Below are 19,931 nucleotides of genomic sequence, written 5' to 3'. Positions count from 1 at the left end.
TGGTTTTCATTTATTTAATGTTTTTCAAATCTCGCTTGAAAAAACCTCAAATATTTCGGTTCATAAATCATCTTCAAACCTTTGATCTGGTTTCGTCTTTCATAAACTCGTGCGGTAGATTCTGCAATCACATCCATGTGTGCTTGCGTATAAACCCGGCGTGGAATGGTAAAACGAACCAACTCCAATTTCGGATGGTAATTTTCACCTTTAGAATTTCTTCCGGCAGAAACGATTCCTCTTTCCATGGTTCTGATTCCGGCATCCAGATAGATTTCTGCGGCTAATGTTTGAGCAGGAAAATCATCTTGTGAAACGTGAGGTAAAAATTGTTTGGCATCAACGAAAATCCCATGTCCACCAATTGGCGTCACAATTGGAACTCCGAATTCTCTCATTTTATCGCCTAAATAAAAGACCTGACCAATTCTGGCTTTCATATGTTCTTCCTGCACACTTTCATAAATCCCGATCGACATCGCTTCCATATCACGACCTGCTAAACCGCCGTACGTATGAAGACCTTCATAAACAACGACCATATTTCTGGCTTCTTCAAAAATATCGTAATCATTTAAAGCCAGGAATCCACCGATATTTACCAATGCATCTTTTTTTCCGCTAAAGGTTGCGCCATCGGTATAACTGCAGATTTCCTTTACAATTTCAGCGATAGTTTTTAATCGAAAACCTTCTTCTTTTTGTTGAATGAAATAAGCATTTTCTGCAATTCTGGTCATATCGAGCATGACTTTAATTCCTTTTTCTTCGGTATATTTCCGAACTGCTTTTAGGTTTTCCATACTCACCGGTTGTCCGCCGGCTAAATTCACTGTTACGGCAACGCAGATATAAGCAATTTTTTCAGCACCATATTCCTGAACTAATTTTTCAACCTTGTTTAAATCTACATTTCCTTTAAAGGGAAAATCAGATTCTGAATCATGTGCTTCATCGATAATGACATCATGAAAAACGCCTCCTGCCAACTCCTGATGTAATCTGGTTGTGGTGAAATACATATTTCCGGGAACGATATCGCCCGCTTTAATCATAATTTGAGAAAGAATATTTTCCGCGCCTCGACCTTGATGCGTTGGAACTAAATACTTGTAACCATAAACATCTTTCACGGCATCTTCTAAATGGTAATAATTTTTACTTCCGGCGTAAGCTTCATCACCAAGCATCATCCCACTCCACTGAATATCGCTCATGGCATTAGTTCCGCTGTCGGTGAGTAAATCGATATAAACATCTTCGGATTTTAATAAGAAAGTATTAAATCCAGCTTCTTGAAGTGCTTTTTTTCTTTGTTCGGCGGTGGTCATTTTTAAAAGTTCCACCATTTTAATTTTATAGGGTTCTGCCCAACTGTCTCTTTTCGGTAACATAATTTTGTTTTAATAATTGTACATGAAATTGTATTGGATTTACATAAAACCCAATCTATTAATTGAAAAAAAACAAAGGAAGTTACGTCGGTTTGCGCAGAAATTTTTTAAACAGAAGCAATGAGAACAAATCCAAAAACTGTTCGGATAATTTTAGAAAATTTAATTGAGCGATTCCCATTTTGCGATTCTATCGAACAAATATAGGTAATGAATCAGCACAAAAAATCTGATTTGAATCATACGAAATCAACAAATTTCAATATATTTTCAATTAAAAATTACGATTATGAATCTTATAATCCATTAGAGTCTGTTTAAATATTTTTTACCACATTAGTCACATTAGTTTTAAGTAAAAATAATGCGTATAAAAGTTCACAAAAGATCAAGGGTTCTTTTAACTAATGTGATCTCAATTATATAATTGAAGGACTTTTCTTATGTGACTAATGTGTTTACTTTTTAAATTAAACACATTATAAGCGATTCAAAAGTTCAAAAAAGGGGTGAGTTTTCTATTTTAAAATTAAAAACTTGCATTCTCAATCCGTTTCTTCTATTTTTATTGAAAATTAAAAAAATGTTAATAGCGCAATTAAAGCAAAATCCAGAAACTATTCAATTCAACGATGTTATTTCCTTTATTGATGAGCATAACAACTTTACTCCAACGCAATTTAAAAATGGAAATACAATCAACGAAGCCGATCAGAATAATGGTTCCTGCAAAGTTTTCAGTTTTGCAAAATTGAATGATTTATCAAAAGAAGAAACCTTATCCCTTTTCGGAGATTTTTATCGAAACGATGTTTTGAAAAACCCTGAAGGAAGCGACCATCAAAATATCCGAAACTTTATGGAGTTCGGTTGGGATGGGATTTCTTTTGAAGGTGAAGCTTTGAAGCAGAAATAAATAGAACAAATCTTTCTTAGAAAGTTTTGGCAAAGTAATTGCAAATATCTGTACCAATTAAAAATTACTATTATGAATCCAGCACTTTTAAGAAAAATCCTGATGTGGACGGCACCAATCGTAATCGGTTATGTCATGAAAAAATATGAAACCAGACATGCAAAAAAGCAACAGGAAAACGGTCTCGCTAAAAATTAATTAGCAAAAAAATCTCACTTCGAAGTGAGATTTTTTATTTTAAACAAAATCGTAAATACCATTTTTCCATCCCAGAATTTTATTGGAATCGGCACCGAGCCAATTTTTTAAAACCGTTGCATAAACTTTACGAAAATCTTCGGTATAAATTAAATCGCCGTCATTCAATTTTTCTAAATCTGGTAATTGATTGAGAATTCCTTTCTTCTTTAAACCGCCGGAAACAAAAAACATTTGATTCGCAGTTCCATGATCTGTTCCCTTGCTCGCATTTTGAGAAACGCGCCGACCGAATTCAGAGAAGGTCATTAACAACACCTCATTAAATTTACCGTTCGATTTTAAATCTTTAACAAACGCTTTCACCGCTTCATTAATCTCAGAGAAAAGCTGAGATTGTCGTTGATTTTGATTCACGTGCGTATCAAAACTTCCGACGGAAAGATAGTAGACTTTCGTATTAATATCTGAATTAATGAGCGAGGCAATATTTTTAAAATCTTTCCCTAAAGCAGAATTAGGATAGCTTGCTGTAGTTGCTTTCGCATTGCTTTTATCGAAAATATATCCTGCATTGTTAATGGTTGAACCCATCGTTTGATATAAATACTCTACCGTTTCATCATGATGATCATGCGTATCATAAAGTGATTTGAAATATTTCTCCTGTGAAGTTTCGTATAACCTTTTCGGATCTTTAAACGCAAAGGCTTTCTTCTCTTTCCCTTTCAGCGCCAGACTCAACATATCATCAATCTCTAAAGCCTGCGTTGGATGTTCGCAATTGTAACAGGCTTCATCCAAATATCTTCCGACCCAACCGGTTTCTAAAAACTCATCACTTTTACTCGCGGAATGCCAGATATCCATACTTCGGAAATGAGATTTGTCGGGATTGGGATAACCTACGTTATTTAAAACGGCCAATTCACCACTATCAAAGAGTTCTTTAAAATAACTGAGACTTGGATTAATTCCCGCTTCATCAGTTAATCGCAGAGAATCTTTAATCGCAATCATTTCTCTTTCCCGAAAATAAATATCATTTTTTGTAGGAATGATGGTATTCAATCCGTCGTTTCCACCACTCAGTTGAAGTACAACCAGAATTCGGTTTTCCTTATCCAAAGCTTCCGGAAAAGTCATTGATTTAAGAAAATTCGGCACCATTAGAGAAGCAGTTGCCAGGGAAGATATTTTTAGGAAGTCTCGTCTTTTTAGTAGCATATTTTTAAAATTAGCAATGAGTAATCAATAATGAGTAATGAGTAATGAGTAATGAGTAATTTAACAAAGTTGAAATTCGGGAGTTGACATCGTATTGATGATTCTTTGTTTCACCGAAGCATTAGAAAATTCCTGAACCGTTTTCTCACTTAAAGAAGATTTATTTTGAAGCAGATAATCGCTCACCTTTTTATTTTTATAAACGCTTTCGACAGAATCCCAGTCGATCACAATATTGGCATTTTTGAAATTTTTAAAATTACTCTGTGCATTCTTCATTCCCATTTCTACGTCGTCATCTGATTTTGGAGCAAACTCCAGCGGTCGTAAACCAGACCAAATCTGAGGAAGCTGCAAACGCAACATCAAAGTAGAACTGTCGATCCAGGATTTTCCGGAAGGCCAGCCTGCAACGTTGGGTGGATAAAGCAGCATCTGTCCGAGCAATTTTTGATAAACAATTAAATTTTCCGGCTTTTCGATTTTCATGGGAAGCGTTCGCATGATTCCAGCCATTAATTCAATCGGAGATTTTATCTTGGTGCCAATATTTTCTTCATTGTAAAACCATTTTGCCGTGAAAATCTCGGTCATTAGATCTTTGATATCGTATTTGGAAGCGTAAAACCGATCACTCAAATGGTTGATAATACTGGGATTGGGTTTTTCATTAACAAAAAATTTATAAATTTTTGTCACAATAAATTTTGAAGTTGCCTTTTGATCCAGAATAATTTGCAAAGCATCGTTTCCATCAAAATTACCGGTTTTCCCCAGAAAAGTTTTGGTTCCTGAATCATGCGTTTTTGGTTTTTCGGAAAACGTGCCGTCAGGTTGAAAACTCCATCCGGTAAATGCGCGCGCTCCTTCTTGAACATCTTTTTCTGTATAATTTCCACGACCGAGAGTAAAAAGTTCCATCACTTCCCTGGCGAAGTTTTCGTTGGGATGACCTTTTTTATTTTGTTGATTATTTAAGAATTGCAACATCGCGGGACTTTGAGAAACTGATGTTAATAGATCTCCAAAATTCCCAAGTGCTTTTTGGCGAATCGTATTTAAAAGTTGGAGATTGAATTGAGAGTTTTGCGTTCTGGTGGCAAAATGTCCGTGCCAGAAAAAGGCCATTTTCTCCCGCAGTTGATCTTCGGAATGAACCATCTCCTTGAGAAATTTCAGATTGATTTCCTGATTTTGTTTTCGGTTCTTCTGAAGGATTGCTTTCTTGGAATCAGCATCCAATTTCGCCAATTTCTGATAATCCAGATTCTCCGGTAACGCTTTTAATTCGAGTGGTTTAAAAGAATAATTTGCAGATAAATTTTTCCAAATTCCGGTAACCGTTAAGCTTTCTAATTTTTCAATTTGAGAAAGATTGGATCCGAAACCGGCACGCAAAAGCAGATGTTGATTTTTTTGAAGCTGGGAAATATTCATAGACACTATTTCATCTTTGATGTAAAGAATGAAAATAGGTTAAAATCGAGGATGAAATTTATACTAATTTTTAATCTCGCAGATTTTGGAGATTATGCAGATTTTTTTTGCTTGGCTGAATAAAGGCTGTTGTTAGGAAACGCAAATTAAGAGTGAGAATTAATGCCACGAATGCACGAATTTTAATTCTAAAATCATTTGGGAAAATAGCGATTTAAAAACTTTAAAAGTTATTTAAGTAAAATAACCAAAACGTTTTGTTTCCAAAAGATATTCGTGAATTCGTGGCAAAAAAACTTAATGTGTTTGTAGAACTTGTATCAATACTAAAGGTCAACTGCATTTGCAGCCTGATATTCTTTCAGCAGATTTTCAAAGACTTTTTCGACGGGTAAGATTTCGTGAATTAAAGCGGAGACTTGTCCAATTTCCAATTCGCCTTCTTCCAAGTCGCCTTCGAACATCCCGCGTTTGGCTCTGGCTCTTCCAAGGGTTTCCCTTAAGACTTCGGCATTTCTGCCTTGATCGTAGAGTTTTTCCAAATCATGGAAGAATTTATTTTTCACCAAACGAACAGGTGCTAATTCTTTTAAGGTTAAATGCGTATCGCCTTCATCCAGCGAAATGACTTTATTTTTAAAATTATCGTGAGAACTCGCTTCCACCGTGGCGGCGAAACGGGAACCGATTTGAACACCATCTGCGCCGAGAATCATGGCTGCTTTCATTTGAGAACCTAAAGCGATTCCACCAGCGGCAATCAAAGGTTTTGAGATATGTTGTTTTACATTTGGAATCAAACAGAATGTCGTTGTTTCATCACGTCCATTATGTCCGCCGGCTTCGAAACCTTCCGCGACAATTGCGTCGACTCCAGCGTCCTCACACTTCATGGCAAACTTGGTCGAGGAAACCACGTGAGCGACTTTTAATCCTTCTTTCTTGAGGGTTTCTGTATAGGTTTTCGGATTTCCGGCGGAAGTGAAAATAATCTTTACGCCTTCTTCTAATATGATTTGAATAACTTCTTCTAAATTTGGATAAAGCATCGGAACATTGACGCCAAAAGGTTTGTTAGTTGCTGCTTTGCATTTTTGGATGTTTTCGCGCAAAATATCGGGATACATACTTCCGGCTCCAATTAAGCCTAAACCGCCGTTATTAGAAACCGCAGAAGCCAACCGCCAACCGGAATGCCAAATCATTCCACCCTGAATAATGGGATATTTTATTTTAAATAAAGTGGTGACTTTATTTTCTTTTTCACTCATTTCTTTCATTTTTTTGGCCACGCCAAAATCTAAAAAACTACTCATGGCGTAAATTTAATTAAATCAGTGAAGAGGAAAAAATGTTGGAGTGGAAAATTTAGGATAGAAGAAAATACTTAGAAGTTTTATAATGATCTGAAAGTGCAAATATTTAATTTTTAACCGCAAAAGAGGCAAAAGATAAATGAAGAAAAAGTATATCAAAAGAATGCAAAAAGTACAGACTTAATAAAATGTGTCTTTTACATACTTTTGGATAACTCAGTAGGTCAAAGCTTTTGTTAATCTTTTGCGGTAAAAAAAAGGTTGTAGACCAATTCTTATTCTGTAATAATTTTATAATCACCGAATTTGCCATTCCAGTTTTCGCCGTAGGTTGTGAATTCGATGTATAAAATTTGACCGTCGGTAACGTCAATTACATAGCTTAACCCTTCTTTTAAGCCTTTGACTTCTATATTTTCTCCACCGCTAAATAAGGCATTTATATCTTCGAAAGTAAGTTCATCTTCAGCATTGGTGTATTCAAAATTTACAGTCATTCCGACTTTTGTGATTTCCCGATCTTTGACTTTCAGATAAGGAATATGAGATTTTAAAGAGGGATATTTTTCGGTTAAATTATTGAGAAGGGTTGATTCGAGGGTGTTTAGTTGTTCCATAGTTTTGGGAGTTTCGGTTCGATTAATTATGTTTTGCTGATTTGCGAATAAACGGCAAATATTAGAAGGTGGATTCAAGTAATAAATGCAACATGATCAAAATTATTTAGTTGTTCGGCAAATATTTCATTGGGCGTTTTGTACCCAAATCTTTTCCTAGGTCTATTGTTTAAAATATAAGTTACATCTTGTATTTGTTCTTTTGTGATATTTTCAAAGTTATGCTTTTTAGGAAAATATTGTCTTATTAATCCATTCAAATTTTCATTCGCTCCTCTTTCCCAACTGTGGTATGGTTTGGCAAAATAGTAGCTTATATTGAGTGCTTCTGCTATCGCTTGATGATTTGCAAATTCTTTTCCATTGTCAGAGGTTATAGTTTTGATCAGAGGTTTCCAATCTTGTAATAACTCGATGGTTTTCTTCTCAATTTCAGCAGCTTCTTTACTACCTACTTTTCCCATAAATAGTACACCAGAGGCTCTGTCATTAATAGTTAGTAAGGCTCCTTTGTGATCTTTCCTATGACCAAATCTATTTCTAAATCTCCTAATCTATTCTTCTTTTCAACTATTGAAGGGCGCTGACTAATGTCCACTCTACCAACAATAAGACCTCTTTTGTCTTTTAAATGACCTCTTTTTTTATACTTCTTTCCCTGGGTTCGAAGATGCCGATACAATTTACCTCCTCTGCGTTTATCTTCCCAAATGTATTGGTAAATTCTTTCACCAGATACCATACTTACCTTATCAACTTTAGATCTACCCACGATCTGTTCTGGGCTATAATCCTTAATCAAATAACACAAAATATTCACTTCTATCTCTGCTGTTAATGAGCATTTTTTCCTTTTTATTTGATGCCTATTTTGAGCCTTTTTATCGGCTAATTTTGCTTTGTATGTCCCACTTCTTTGATCCGCATTTCGCTTGATTTCTCTGGAAATTACACTTTTGTCTTTGCCTACAAAGTTGGCTATTTCAGAAATGCTGATTCCAGTACTTCTATAAGTTTCTATTTGGTATCTTTGTTCCAACGTTAAATGAGCCATCTGTTTTTAGAGTTTTGCAACCCAAAGATAAGATGAAATTTTTCGCCGACTGCTGGGATAGCTTCTGTTCCTAGGAACAGAAGCTATCCCAGCAGTCTTTTATTAACCGTTGCATTTATTAATTGAATGTAAGGAATAAAAAAATTATTGATGGAAATAAAGTACTTGGAAGTTACAAACCTTCAAGAGTAGAATATAAAACCTCACGGAAAATTAGTGTAGGAGCAGGATTATATAAACTGTAATGACATCTAAAAGGTTGAATTTTACCAATGAATATTTTGGATTAACTTTGTTAAAATAAAATCTTAACCTCCCGGATATTTCTAATTTTTTATCAATAACGTAGTGTGAAAAAATTGAAGTAAAAAGGCCTTCCCCACCATGAAAAATATATTCCATTTCGTCAGTTTTTTCGCCATTTTTATGATGAGTTCATGTGTTGCTAAGCGGGACAGAACAATCGCAATTGATGTTTTACTTCTTCTTCCACAAAATCTTTCTGAGGAAGCCATCCTTCTTAATACCGCAATTTTGAAAAATAATCCTGATAATTTCACCCTGGACAAAGACCATGTTCCACACATTACACTTTTGCAGTGTTACGTTCGCCAAAGCGATCTTCCAAAAATAACGATGGCACTGAACGGACTTTATAACATGATTGAAAATGAAAGTCTTTGGGCAAATGAACTTCAGTATAAAAAAGATCAACCTCAAAGTTTCGCTTCGATAGGCATTGAGAAAAGCAGTGCGCTACTGGCCATTCACGAAAGGGCAATTGCGCTTGTACAACCTTACATTACGACCGGCGGTTCCCAGAATGCTTTTATACCTACTAAAGATGGTTCTCCAATCGATCAGTTCACCATCGATTATATTCCCAAATTTGTGAGTAATTACAGTTATGAAAATTACAATCCACACATTAGTTTAGGAGTTTCAGAAACATCGGTCCTCCATTATTTGGAAAAAAATGAGTTTCGTGAAATGAAATTTAAAGCTCCCGCAGTTGCCGTTTATCAATTGGGGAAATATGGAACTGCTCGAAAATTACTTTGGAAGTCGGAATAAAAAAAGACGCATGATGGTTGGTCTGGTTTCATAAAATTCAAAACATATTTTTTACTTAAATTAATAAAATCGGTAATTATATCACCCGATCAAACAATTGATGAAAACAGTATCTTTGCAAAAAAATTAGCATGTCCAGACTCATATCCGATTTAGGAATTATTAAAAAACTTCAAAGCGCTTTAACCGATTTAGAAATTACGGTGGCGACTGATATTCAGGAACAGGTGATTCCGGTCATTCTGGATCAAACTGAAGATTTGGTGGCTCTTGCCAAAACTGGAACGGGAAAAACTGCAGCGTTCGGATTGCCTCTTTTACAGTTGGTAGATGTTGAAGATAAAAGTGTACAGACCTTAATTTTAGCGCCGACAAGAGAGCTGGCTCAACAGATTCATAGCAATCTAAAGGATTTAGCGAAATATATCCCTGAGGTTTCCCTTGTTTTACTTACCGGAGGAAATACGGTGAAATCGCAAGTTGAAGAGTTGAAATCGGCTCCTCAAATTATTGTGGCAACGCCGGGTCGGTTTTTAGATTTATTGGAGAAAGGTGCTTTTGATATTAAATCGTTGAAAAACTTGGTTTTAGATGAAGCTGACGAAATGTTTCAAGCATTGAAGGAAGATTTAATGTCAATCTTGAAAGTGGTTCCTAAAAATCGACGTACTTATTTATTTAGTGCGACTATGCCGGGAGAATTGAAAGATATCGTTCATAATTACATGTCGAAGAATGCGGTTTCCATTAATTCTGATATGGCAACGATTGGGCATGAAGGTATTGATCATCAATATATCGTGGTAGATCCGATTGAGAAATTAGATGTGCTTTTACACTTTTTAAATTCGCAGGAAGGCGGAAGAGGTATTATCTTCTGTAAAACCAAAGCGGCGGTTAATAAATTAGCGAAAAATTTAGCGATTCGTAAAATCTCCTCAGGAGCGTTGCACGGAAGTTTAACGCAGGGAATTCGTGACCGTATTATGGATCAGTTTCGTGAAGGATATATTGATATTTTGGTGGCGACCGATTTGGTGGCGAGAGGAATTGATGTGAAAGAATTAGCGTACGTTGTAAATTATCATTTGCCTGACACGCATGAAGCTTATGTTCACCGTAGTGGTAGAACGGGAAGAGCTGGTTCGAAAGGACTTTCGATGACGATTATTCAGGAAGAGGAAGTGAAAGAAATTGCTGAATTTGAACAGGAATTAGGAATTAAATTTCATCCTGTTAAAAAAGCAAACGCTGAGGACATCGAATGGAATAATACTTTGGTTTGGGCTAAAAAAGTGTTCAAAACAAAACCAAACCGTGAAATCCCTGAAGAGGTAAGACAGCAAGTGAAAACGATTTTTCACCATTTGACAAAAGAGGAATTGGTGGATAAAGTTCTTTCAAATTATTTGGCGGAGAATAATAAATAACTTTTTAAAGTTACAATCATAAATAAAGAAGCGGTCTAAGGTTGAATACAAATGTTCAAATTTAGACCGCTTTATTTTTATGTCAACTCTATACAGATTTTTTCTGGTAAAATTTGTATAAAGTTGAAAGTATGAAATCTATTCAACTACTTTTTTAACTCTTTCGACATTGTCAAATTTTGATAATGTTAGTCGGACAATACTGTCTTCCTGTGCGAGTAAATCGTGCGGCACATTGGCTTCTAAAGAAATCAAATCGCCTGCTATTAAAGACATTTTTTCGCCGTTCACGCCAAATTCGATTGCGCCTTCATGAATTTCCACTGTGATCGGGAAACCAGCTTTGTGCTCTTTCATCGTTTGACCTTTTCTAAAGAGAATTCGTATTTCTTTTGATGATTCTGTTTCCATCATTACCGTAACGGCAACTTTATCTTCGTTGTAATTAAGTTCATTTCTTAAAGAGGCTGTTTTCATAATATAATTTTTAATAATTATTCAAGTTACCAAAATCTTTCGAATAATTTTGATTTGCTGTGGTGAGAATTTTAATTATTACAGTCGTAAATTAGTCAATCTTGATTTTTGATGACCTGAATTTGATCACTTTCCTATCGTTAAGTTTCTTTCTTTTAACTGATTTTCGAAGGCTTTTTTGCGAGCTCTATTTTTAATGAGCATTTGGATAAAAAGTAAGGGAAAGAAGGTAAGAATTCCGAAGCCGTTTCTGATGGTGCTGTAAGTTGCAACTCCGATCATTACACCGAATAAGACGGCATTAACGATGTTGGTTGATTTTATTTTTTTTCCTTCCATGAGAAGTTCTTCATCTGTTAATTCTGATAAGTCTTTTTGAATCATTTAGTTTTTTTATTTATTGGGGTGGAGTGATTTTTTATAATGGTTAGAAGCTGAACTAGAATTTAGTACTAAGCACGCCATATTACAAAATCTATTTCAAACGAAGGCCTACTATTTAATGAATTTAAAAGTTAATATTCTTGGTATCAATTTTTCGTTTTCATCATCAAAATATTCATTTATATCTTCGATTTTAAAATTATATTTTTTAGCAATTCTTGTAAATTCAGAAACATGATGGGTAAAACATTCTACAACTTGTTCAATGTCATTATTTTGAAATCTTGCTTTTGACCCAGAATATTGTTTAAATGGATGAAGTTCACCGACATAAAGAATTCCACCCACTTTTAAATGTTTACCAATCAGCTCAAAAACTCTGTCAATATTTTCAATATGTTCCAAGACCAAACTACAAACAACTAGATCATAAACATCGTTTGTAAAATTCCAATCGTGATTGATATCTACTTTGAGAAATTTGACATTCTCACTTTTGATTTTATTTTCAGCAATTTCCAACATGTGCTGTGATAAATCAATCGCTAAGATTTTTTCGCATTTGTTTTTTAGCCATTCTGTATTTTTACCGGTTCCACAACCAATCTCCAAACAGTTTTCAAAAACACCATTATTTAGGGTTTCTCTTAAAGATTTTGCTTCTAAATCTCTGGTTTTATTTTCATTTGAATCATATATTTTTGACCAATGTTTATACGCTTCTTCTGTGTTCATTTACTTTATTTTTTTCTGATTTTTGGGGAAGCTTTCTTCTAACGGTTGGGTATTTCTGTTGGCGGGGGTTTTTATAACAAGTCTTTGTAAATATAACAAATTGAACAATTACCGAAAATCTTTATTATAGGAACTTCCGCCCCGCTAATAGAAATACCGTTTTAGCACCAGTGGTTTCTATCTCATTTTTAGCCTGTCTGTCATTTGTCCGACTATTTAAATTGCATTGGCTTGCTAATCCATCTATTATTAAATCCCTCTGCTTCTGAATATAAAATTTCAGCGTCTCCAAAAACTAATAATGTTCCCTGGTCTGCTCCAATTGTCTCTGTTAGTGCAGTATCAATGTCAAGTCGTTTTTTGTCAATGCGCTGATTTTCCGAAATTACATAGCAGTCTTTCAAGTTTCTTAACAGTTTAATTCGATCTTTAATAAATTCATATTCGTTTCCTTCAACTTTTTCAAACAGGTCTTCGCGTAAGAAATTAATTTGAGATAAAACGTTTATGAATTTCGGTCTTGTTTTTTCGCTTTTAATGAAAGTCAAATATCTTTCCCGTTTTGTCTTGATAACAAAACGGTCAATAACTTTGGATTCTATGTCAATATTATTGGTCATTTGTGTGTCGTCTTACCATTGGTGGTAACTCTCAAATATACGCAAGTTTCAAAAATCACCAAAAATAATTAAAACGTTAATCGTGATTACAATTGCATTAATTCAAAATCTCTGAAGTTTTAAAAAAGTGTTTAGATAACTGCTATCTAATTTTGATGATTGAATGGTTCAAAATGCGTAACCGCTTGCGAGGGAAATCTAATTGAAAAAAAAACCGCCCGAACTTCTAGCCCCGATCGCAGTGGAAATCCCGGAATGAGGCGCGATCCGCCGAGGCGGAGAGTGCCGAAATGAGGAATTGTAACGAAGAGCGGGACCGAGATTTCTAAGAAGCGAAAAATCTTGTTGCTCCCTATTATGATTACTTTTCTACTTCAATTATGGAGCAAAAAAAAATCTCTGCGAGTGCAGAGATTTAGTTTCTTATTAGTCAACTTTCTTACGCCAGTCGGTTTTGAAAGTACAGTCTTTATATCGATCGTTGATGGAGATAAATATATTCGGTAATTTTTCTTTTACCCATTTCTCGACCATTTCGTTTTTCTTTTTGTTCAGCGCCATTTGCTTAATTCTGTTGTAATCGGTAGATATATCGAGTTTGTGAGCTGCGATCACATCATCTACTTTAACGATGGCTACAGTTTTTCTGTCCTGTTGTGCCACATCTTGAAAAACATCGGTGATATCGCCTTTATTAAGCCCTGCAATCTGGTAAGAGATTGTTGGCGGAAGATTTAGTTTTTCGATTTTATCTGAACCGTCTTCCTGAGAAGTTACAATTCCCGCGTTGAACTTGGTTTGCTTGTCATCTGAAAATCGGTATGCTGCATCTTTGAAACTCATTTTACCATCGATAATTAAAGTTCTGATGCTGTCTAATTCTTTTTTGGCTGCATCAATTTCTTCTGCATTTGGTTCTGCTTTTAACAGGATATGACGTGCATCATACTGTTTTCCGCTTTTCTTCACCAACTGAATTAAGTGGTAACCGAAGTCTGATTCTACTGGATCAGAGATTTCTCCTTCCTGTAAATTTAATGCTGCTGCTTCGAACGGTTTTACCATTTTCCCTTTGCCAATGTTGGTATACAAGCCTCCTTTTGCTGCGGATCCTGGATCGTCTGAATAAATTCTTGCCTGGCTTTCAAATGATTCGCCACCTTGAATATCTGCTTTTATTTTATTGAGTCTCGCAATGATTTCGTCTTTGTGAGCATCGGTCAATTTCGGATACATTACGATCTGAGAAAGTGACACTTCGTCTTTCACTTCTGGAAGTTGGTATTGGAAAGTGGTAAAGAAATCGGTTACTTCGTTTGGAGTAACGTCAGCTTTTTCTGTAATTCTACCATATTTTGCCTGTCCGTAATAGTTGTCACTATCAATCTTTTCGATGGCATTTTTCATCTCATAAGACGTACGGAATTTATAGGTAGAAAGCATTGTTTTCTCATCCGGAAACTGTCCTAAAATCTGAGTGTATTTTTGATTAGCATTGTCTTTAATTGCCGCAGATCTATTTTCAATCAAGGTATCTCTTTTGGCTTCATAGATCAAAAGCTTATTGTTAATGATGCTTTCTACAAATTCACATTTGTCTGCAACATTAGCTCCCTGCTGTTTTGCAAAGTTGGCCTGATCTTCTATATCTGATTCTAAAATAATTTCATCACCTACGACTACTGCAATCCCATCAACCAAATCTCCCTTTTTTAATTGCGATTGTGCTTTGCTCAACGTTCCGAAAAACACGAGCATTAAGCTAAAGAGCAGGCTGAATTTTACATTCTTGTTCATATCTATTTTTTATCGATTTGCAAAATTATCATTCTAAACGATATAACATGCATGTTTTATTATAATTATTTCTTAAAATTCTTTTCTAAATCCTTTAGGAATTCAGGTTGAACCACAATTGTAGTTTTGGCTTTTTGTTCCGCGATGATCTCATTCAGTTTTTTCTCATTAACTGCATCTTTCAATTCTTCGCTCGCTTCTTCCTGAGTCATCTGGGAAGGGGCAAGGATTTTATCAATTGCAATCACCAAAGTTTTATCGCCCATTTTAGTTTCATGAACTCCTTTTTTAAACGGAACTTTGTATTTGGTGAAGACTTCTGCTTCTTTCGACATTTCTCCTTTTTCAAAATTGACCAAGACTTGTTTTTTGTCATTCAGCTTTCCAGCGAATTTAGCTTTTAGACCATCCCAACCTTTAGCATCTTTTATTCCTTTAGAAATTTCTTTTGTCAGTTTTGGATCATCGAAAATGGCAACTCTTCCTTCTGCTCTTTCGTCCCAAATGTATTTTGATTTATTCTGATTGTAATATTCAGTTAACCATTCTGGGTGTTTTGTAATTTCTTCGGTCAAATATTTAGAGAAAATATAATCAGAATAAAGTGATTTTTTATTCGCCTCTAACTCCTCTTTTACATTTTTAATATTGGTAAAGTTTTGACTGTAAATTTTCAAAACATCTTGGGAATTGATATTATCCAAAGCTTCAGCCCATATTGCCGGTGATAATTTCGCAGCATCTTCTTTTTTATCGCCAATCATTTCCTTAATATATCCAGCAGTTACTTTTTCATTTTTATATTGAAAAAGAACTTCGCTGTCTTTCGCAGCAACTAAATTTTTATAAGATTTTTTGATCAGTTGAAAAGCTGGAAACTCTTTATAAGAAGGATCTGTTTTTAAATAAGCCGTCATTTTATCCTGTAAAATTTCAGAATAAAGCGTGTTGTTCATTTCTCTCAAAAAGAATGCTCTGTTCTTGTCATTTAAAACATACGGTTCAACATTGTAAATATTGAAAACAAAATAGTTATCTCCAAATAACAAAGGTTCCGGCGTGTAATATCCCGCTTTTTTACCTTTGAACAATTCGTAAACATCATCCGGTAAAGTTGGCGAACCCATGATTACACCACCATTATCTTTCTCATGTTCGTTGGCGCCATATAATTTTGCAACTTCCTGAAAGGTTTTTCCTTCTTTTAAAGCTGTGTAAATATTATTTTTCACGGTCTCAGAATTGTCATCTTTAGGAAAAGAAATCGTTCCGAAAACCATGTATCCTAAACTTGGTCTGGAATTCAACACTTTAGCAAAACCGATGTAAGAAGGCGTGTCGAAGAATTTGGTCATTGTATTATTCGGCAAAGTTTTAATCTCTGCATACATTTGATTATCCAGACTTCCCGGCTTAATGTAAATTGCTTTTGGATTGGCTTTCGTGTATTTCGTGATCGCATCTTCCATCGTTAGTTTACCCGATTTTACATCGTTATAAACCTGCTGATAATTAGTCGTATCGCCAGCGGTTTTTTCTAAGATAAAAACCTGAACTTCTTTTTCTGTCTGATTGTCTTTAACAAAATCATTTAAAACTGGATCAATCACCTGTGGTGGAAAAAAGTATTTGCCTCTCAACTCTACTTCTTTTTCCGACATTCTATCGCGGAAATAAGATAAAGTATCTGCTTTTTTCTCTGCCGCAAATTGCTGAAACAAATAGAAATTCTGTATCGTATTAATCGTATTTTGAACACCGGTATTTTCTAAACCGTATAAGTTTTCTTTTTTAAATTGAGCCAGCGAAATACTGTCTTTGCCCACAATCATATATTGTGCAGAAATCCCACCGCCTAAAACCATCATCATCAATACACCGAATATTTTTCTCATATTTTTATCTGTCTTTTTTTTTGAAGATTAATCCAATTTTAAATTTCTCATTCCCACGAATGAATTTATTTTTCTAACAATTCAGATTCTTTATTTAAAAGGAAGTTAAACCTCTACTTCAAAAGTGGTTAATTCTTTAAAACTATTGATTCTTCCAATCATTTCAGCTTCTGTAACTTCTTCTAAACGCTGAGTTCCGAATTTTTCTACGGTGAATGAAGCCATGGCAGAACCTACGATCAATGCAGATTTCATGGTATCAAAAGAGAAATTTTCTTTCTTCGCTAAATAAGATGCAAAACCTCCTGCAAAAGTATCTCCCGCTCCAGTTGGATCGAAAACTTCTTCTAAAGGCAAAGCTGGGATTGCAAATATTTTTCCTTCGTGGAATAATAATGCTCCGTGTTCTCCTTTTTTAATGATCACGAATTGTGGCCCCATTGCATGGATTTTCTGAGCAGCTTTTACTAATGAATACTCACCAGAAAGTTGTCTTGCTTCTTCATCATTAATGGAAATTACATCAGTTTTAGCAATCATTTGCATTAAAATATCCAAAGCAGAATCCATCCAGAAATTCATGGTATCAAGAATTACCAATTTCGGACGGTTACGCATTTTTTCTAATACAGAAAGTTGCACCCCTGGATGAAGATTTCCTAATAATAAGATCTCTGCATCTTGCATTGATTCAGGAATTTTTGGATCGAAGTTTTCTAAAACATTCACTTCAGTTACCAAAGTATCTCTTGAGTTCAAATCGTTGTGGTATTTTCCACTCCAGAAAAAAGTTTTCCCTTCTTTGATGATTTCAATTCCTTCGATATTCACGCCTCTTCCAGAAAGCATATCTAAATCGGTCTGTGGAAAATCACCACCAACTACAGAAACAATTCCAGATTCTATACCCAAAATTGAAGAAGCTATACTGATATAAGTCGCAGCGCCACCTAAAATTTTATCTGTTTTTCCGAAAGGTGTTTCGATTGCATCGAACGCAACTGAACCAACAACTAATAATTTCATATCTAATTTGTTTTATTTTTTTATAAAAATCTACCTTATAAAAGGTATGATGTAATTTCTTCTTATTAATAATAGGATTTCATCCTAATCCTTTGTTAAACCGTCACGTCCTGACTCAATTTAGTTTTATTTAAATAATCTCTTATTTTAAATATTGCTCATTAACGATTTGCTTAATACTAATTGTTACTTTTTCCACTCAAAGCTTTCAATCAAATGCAGCATATCATTTTTAATATATTCTACCGCCGGCGCCAATGAATCAGGTTTCGGTCTGGAATTGAAATACAAATTTGCAGTCACATAATGTCTTGTAGAATCGGTTACAAAAAATTGTAAATTCGATGCACTCTGACCTTTTAGTTCATAGAAGTTACCAAACACTTTATGGTCCGGAAAACTAAATGATTTCGTGTCAATTGAACTGGCTTTTATGGTATGTTCGTACACCATTTTCTCCGATTCTCTTACATGCAAATCAAAATCATTTTTGATTGGAAAATAGGTAATAAAAACTTTCGCTTTCATTTCTGGATATTCGATATAATACCAGCACGGATTTTTTGCCTCTCTAACTTTCGCAAAATCAGAGTACTCAAAACTAAAATTACACGGAGAAGTGAATCTTTGATATTTAGGTGTGGGATATTCTAAACGAAGTTCACCAGAAGGTTTGGGCTGTGTTTCTTCTGAACACGAAAGTAAAACAAATCCTAAAAAAGTGAAAATGAGTTTTTTAAACATTGCGCAAAAATACGAATTAGTTTTAAATTTTTAATAAAGATAATTATGGTTTGAATTACGTCTTGAAATACAAGACTTTTTTATCTATATATTACGTAATTATGAATATATAGAATTAAAACTCCCGCAGATTTAGCGGATTTAGCAGATTCTTCAAACGCATAAATATAAGATCTGCGAAATCTCCAAAATCTGCGGGAGAAAATTACTATAAACATTCATTGAATTTGAACCATTAAGTTTTTGATTAAGGAGTTTAGAAAATTAAGATTCCCTACGGAAATAGAAGCGTGAAACTCTAATGTTTACTATTAATCGTATTATTAAAATACAAAACTAATGCGACTGATGTGTCAAAAAATTTAAAACATTAAGAAATGAAGATGATTAAGATTTCCTGCAGAATTTAAAGCACGCAAAACCTTTATGAACTTTTATGCATCATATATAAAAACTCTGAAGTACTACACAAAGCTTTGTGACTTTGTGGTTTAAAGAACCCACCTGTTTTAATAATAAATCCCAATCGTTTTTATAAAAATCAACAAGATAATTTTCCAGTGGTTTCGGGAAGGATTTCTGATACGATTCTTCAAAGGTGATGATCGAAAAACCGTTTTGGTTAGCAAATTCGGTGAAAATCTCCTCAGACAGTAATTCTATATGATTCATTTGAATCTTTAAATTTTTATGCGTCAGTTTATGAGCAATGGTTTTCTGCTTAACGATGAACTGCTCCCATTCTACAGGAATTTCAATTGGAAATTCGTAGAGCTTTTTCCAGATGAAATCGTCTTTTCTTTGTCTGATCAAAAATTGACCATTCCATTCGACAAAAGAATAATGAAGTTCTAAATCAGTTGCTTTTACTTTCTTGGTTTTCACCGGGAAATTTGAAATCTTTCCTAAATTAAAAGCCAGGCAATCTTTATTTAAAGGACAAGAATCACAAAACGGATTCTTGGGTTTACAGATTTCAGAGCCTAAATCCATCATCGCTTCATTGAAATGTCCGGCTTCATTTTCGGGCATCATTTTCAAAGCTAATTCAGAGAAATACTCAAACGCTTTCGAGTTTGAAATATCAAAATCATCGGCAAAAACTCGTGATAAAACACGATAAAAATTACCATCAACAGCAGCGATTTTTTCACCAAAACAAATACTCGAAATTGCTGAGGCTGTGTATTTTCCAACCCCTTTTAATTGTAAAATATCATCATATTCTCTAGGGAAAACTCCTTTAAAATCATTGACAATCTGAAGAGCTGCTTTGTGTAAATTTAACGCTCTCGAATAATAGCCTAAACCTTTCCAATACAATAAAACTTCATCAGTTTCAGCATTGGCCAAAGTTTGCACATCGGGAAATCTTTCGATAAAATTCAAATAATGATTGAGTCCTTGCTCGATACGAGTTTGCTGGAAAATGATTTCACAAATCCAAATCTTGTAGGGATCGTTGGTTTTTCTAAATGGTAAATCTCTACCGTGGATTTTATACCAATCCAGTAATTTCCTACCAACATGAAGAAAATCAGCATTTTGTTTTTTTGTTTTCAAAAATTCTTATTATATTTGCACACCAAA

At 34.6% G+C, this 19,931-nt stretch carries 18 protein-coding genes and 1 pseudogene; 4 read left to right on the top strand and 15 right to left on the bottom strand.

Annotation, left to right across the window (positions count from 1 at the left end):
• Positions 1 to 14: 14 nt before the first annotated feature.
• A complete protein-coding gene (locus tag Q73A0000_RS00315) occupies positions 15 to 1,394 on the bottom strand; it encodes a tyrosine phenol-lyase (protein ID WP_193812109.1) in 1,380 nt (459 codons plus the stop codon).
• A 583-nt stretch (positions 1,395 to 1,977) separates the two neighbouring features.
• On the opposite strand from Q73A0000_RS00315, the gene Q73A0000_RS00310 reads away from it, so the two are divergent.
• Together Q73A0000_RS00310 and Q73A0000_RS17060 are read left to right on the top strand one after the other, a co-directional pair.
• The gene (locus Q73A0000_RS00310) at positions 1,978 to 2,310 is read left to right on the top strand and encodes a HopJ type III effector protein (RefSeq protein ID WP_193812108.1); all 333 of its coding nucleotides are present in this window, start codon (positions 1,978 to 1,980) and stop codon (positions 2,308 to 2,310) included.
• 72 nt (positions 2,311 to 2,382) lie between these two features.
• On the top strand, positions 2,383 to 2,508 hold the full coding sequence (locus Q73A0000_RS17060) for a hypothetical protein (protein ID WP_262892924.1): 126 nt from the start codon (positions 2,383 to 2,385) through the stop codon (positions 2,506 to 2,508).
• A gap of 39 nt (positions 2,509 to 2,547) precedes the next feature.
• Here the strand turns inward: Q73A0000_RS17060 and Q73A0000_RS00305 are convergent, their stop codons facing one another.
• From Q73A0000_RS00305 to Q73A0000_RS00285, 5 genes and pseudogenes are all read right to left on the bottom strand, one after another.
• A complete protein-coding gene (locus Q73A0000_RS00305; protein ID WP_193812107.1) occupies positions 2,548 to 3,735 on the bottom strand; it encodes a DUF1501 domain-containing protein in 1,188 nt (395 codons plus the stop codon).
• A gap of 60 nt (positions 3,736 to 3,795) precedes the next feature.
• Positions 3,796 to 5,172, bottom strand: a complete 1,377-nt coding sequence (locus tag Q73A0000_RS00300) for a DUF1800 family protein (RefSeq protein ID WP_193812106.1) — start codon at positions 5,170 to 5,172, stop codon at positions 3,796 to 3,798.
• 326 nt (positions 5,173 to 5,498) lie between these two features.
• A complete protein-coding gene (locus Q73A0000_RS00295; protein WP_193813613.1) occupies positions 5,499 to 6,443 on the bottom strand; it encodes an NAD(P)H-dependent flavin oxidoreductase in 945 nt (314 codons plus the stop codon).
• Between the two features lie 320 nt (positions 6,444 to 6,763).
• The gene (locus Q73A0000_RS00290; protein ID WP_193812105.1) at positions 6,764 to 7,105 is read right to left on the bottom strand and encodes a hypothetical protein; all 342 of its coding nucleotides are present in this window, start codon (positions 7,103 to 7,105) and stop codon (positions 6,764 to 6,766) included.
• Between the two features lie 74 nt (positions 7,106 to 7,179).
• Positions 7,180 to 8,159, bottom strand: a pseudogene (locus Q73A0000_RS00285) (IS30 family transposase).
• 384 nt (positions 8,160 to 8,543) lie between these two features.
• Between Q73A0000_RS00285 and Q73A0000_RS00280 the strand changes: the two are divergent.
• Together Q73A0000_RS00280 and Q73A0000_RS00275 are read left to right on the top strand one after the other, a co-directional pair.
• On the top strand, positions 8,544 to 9,233 hold the full coding sequence (locus Q73A0000_RS00280; RefSeq protein WP_193812104.1) for a hypothetical protein: 690 nt from the start codon (positions 8,544 to 8,546) through the stop codon (positions 9,231 to 9,233).
• A 131-nt stretch (positions 9,234 to 9,364) separates the two neighbouring features.
• Positions 9,365 to 10,663, top strand: coding sequence for a DEAD/DEAH box helicase (locus Q73A0000_RS00275; RefSeq protein ID WP_193812103.1), 1,299 nt, complete (start codon positions 9,365 to 9,367; stop codon positions 10,661 to 10,663).
• Between the two features lie 138 nt (positions 10,664 to 10,801).
• On the opposite strand, the gene Q73A0000_RS00270 is transcribed toward Q73A0000_RS00275, so the two are convergent.
• The 9 genes from Q73A0000_RS00270 to mutY form a co-directional block, all read right to left on the bottom strand.
• Complete coding sequence (locus tag Q73A0000_RS00270; protein WP_193812102.1) at positions 10,802 to 11,140, bottom strand: cupin domain-containing protein; 339 nt, start codon at positions 11,138 to 11,140, stop codon at positions 10,802 to 10,804.
• 126 nt (positions 11,141 to 11,266) lie between these two features.
• Complete coding sequence (locus Q73A0000_RS00265) at positions 11,267 to 11,524, bottom strand: FUSC family protein (RefSeq protein WP_193812101.1); 258 nt, start codon at positions 11,522 to 11,524, stop codon at positions 11,267 to 11,269.
• Between the two features lie 111 nt (positions 11,525 to 11,635).
• On the bottom strand, positions 11,636 to 12,259 hold the full coding sequence (locus tag Q73A0000_RS00260; RefSeq protein ID WP_193812100.1) for a class I SAM-dependent methyltransferase: 624 nt from the start codon (positions 12,257 to 12,259) through the stop codon (positions 11,636 to 11,638).
• 212 nt (positions 12,260 to 12,471) lie between these two features.
• Positions 12,472 to 12,879 carry a hypothetical protein gene (locus tag Q73A0000_RS00255; protein WP_193812099.1) on the bottom strand — a complete coding sequence of 136 codons (408 nt, stop codon included), beginning with the start codon at positions 12,877 to 12,879 and terminating at the stop codon, positions 12,472 to 12,474.
• A gap of 426 nt (positions 12,880 to 13,305) precedes the next feature.
• Complete coding sequence (locus Q73A0000_RS00250) at positions 13,306 to 14,676, bottom strand: peptidylprolyl isomerase (RefSeq protein WP_193812098.1); 1,371 nt, start codon at positions 14,674 to 14,676, stop codon at positions 13,306 to 13,308.
• A gap of 65 nt (positions 14,677 to 14,741) precedes the next feature.
• The gene (locus tag Q73A0000_RS00245; protein WP_193812097.1) at positions 14,742 to 16,571 is read right to left on the bottom strand and encodes a peptidylprolyl isomerase; all 1,830 of its coding nucleotides are present in this window, start codon (positions 16,569 to 16,571) and stop codon (positions 14,742 to 14,744) included.
• A 105-nt stretch (positions 16,572 to 16,676) separates the two neighbouring features.
• The gene (locus tag Q73A0000_RS00240; protein WP_193812096.1) at positions 16,677 to 17,597 is read right to left on the bottom strand and encodes a PfkB family carbohydrate kinase; all 921 of its coding nucleotides are present in this window, start codon (positions 17,595 to 17,597) and stop codon (positions 16,677 to 16,679) included.
• A 186-nt stretch (positions 17,598 to 17,783) separates the two neighbouring features.
• Positions 17,784 to 18,341 (bottom strand): gliding motility lipoprotein GldD, encoded by a 558-nt coding sequence (gene gldD / locus Q73A0000_RS00235; RefSeq protein ID WP_193812095.1) that lies wholly within the window; start codon positions 18,339 to 18,341, stop codon positions 17,784 to 17,786.
• Between the two features lie 441 nt (positions 18,342 to 18,782).
• The gene (mutY, locus tag Q73A0000_RS00230; protein ID WP_193812094.1) at positions 18,783 to 19,904 is read right to left on the bottom strand and encodes an A/G-specific adenine glycosylase; all 1,122 of its coding nucleotides are present in this window, start codon (positions 19,902 to 19,904) and stop codon (positions 18,783 to 18,785) included.
• Positions 19,905 to 19,931: the final 27 nt, after the last annotated feature.

The organism is Kaistella flava (ex Peng et al. 2021), assembly GCF_015191005.1.
GTDB classification, from domain to species: domain Bacteria; phylum Bacteroidota; class Bacteroidia; order Flavobacteriales; family Weeksellaceae; genus Kaistella; species Kaistella flava.
The sequence above is the reverse complement of the archived record's forward strand: the minus strand, read 5'-3'. Positions and strand labels throughout refer to the sequence as shown.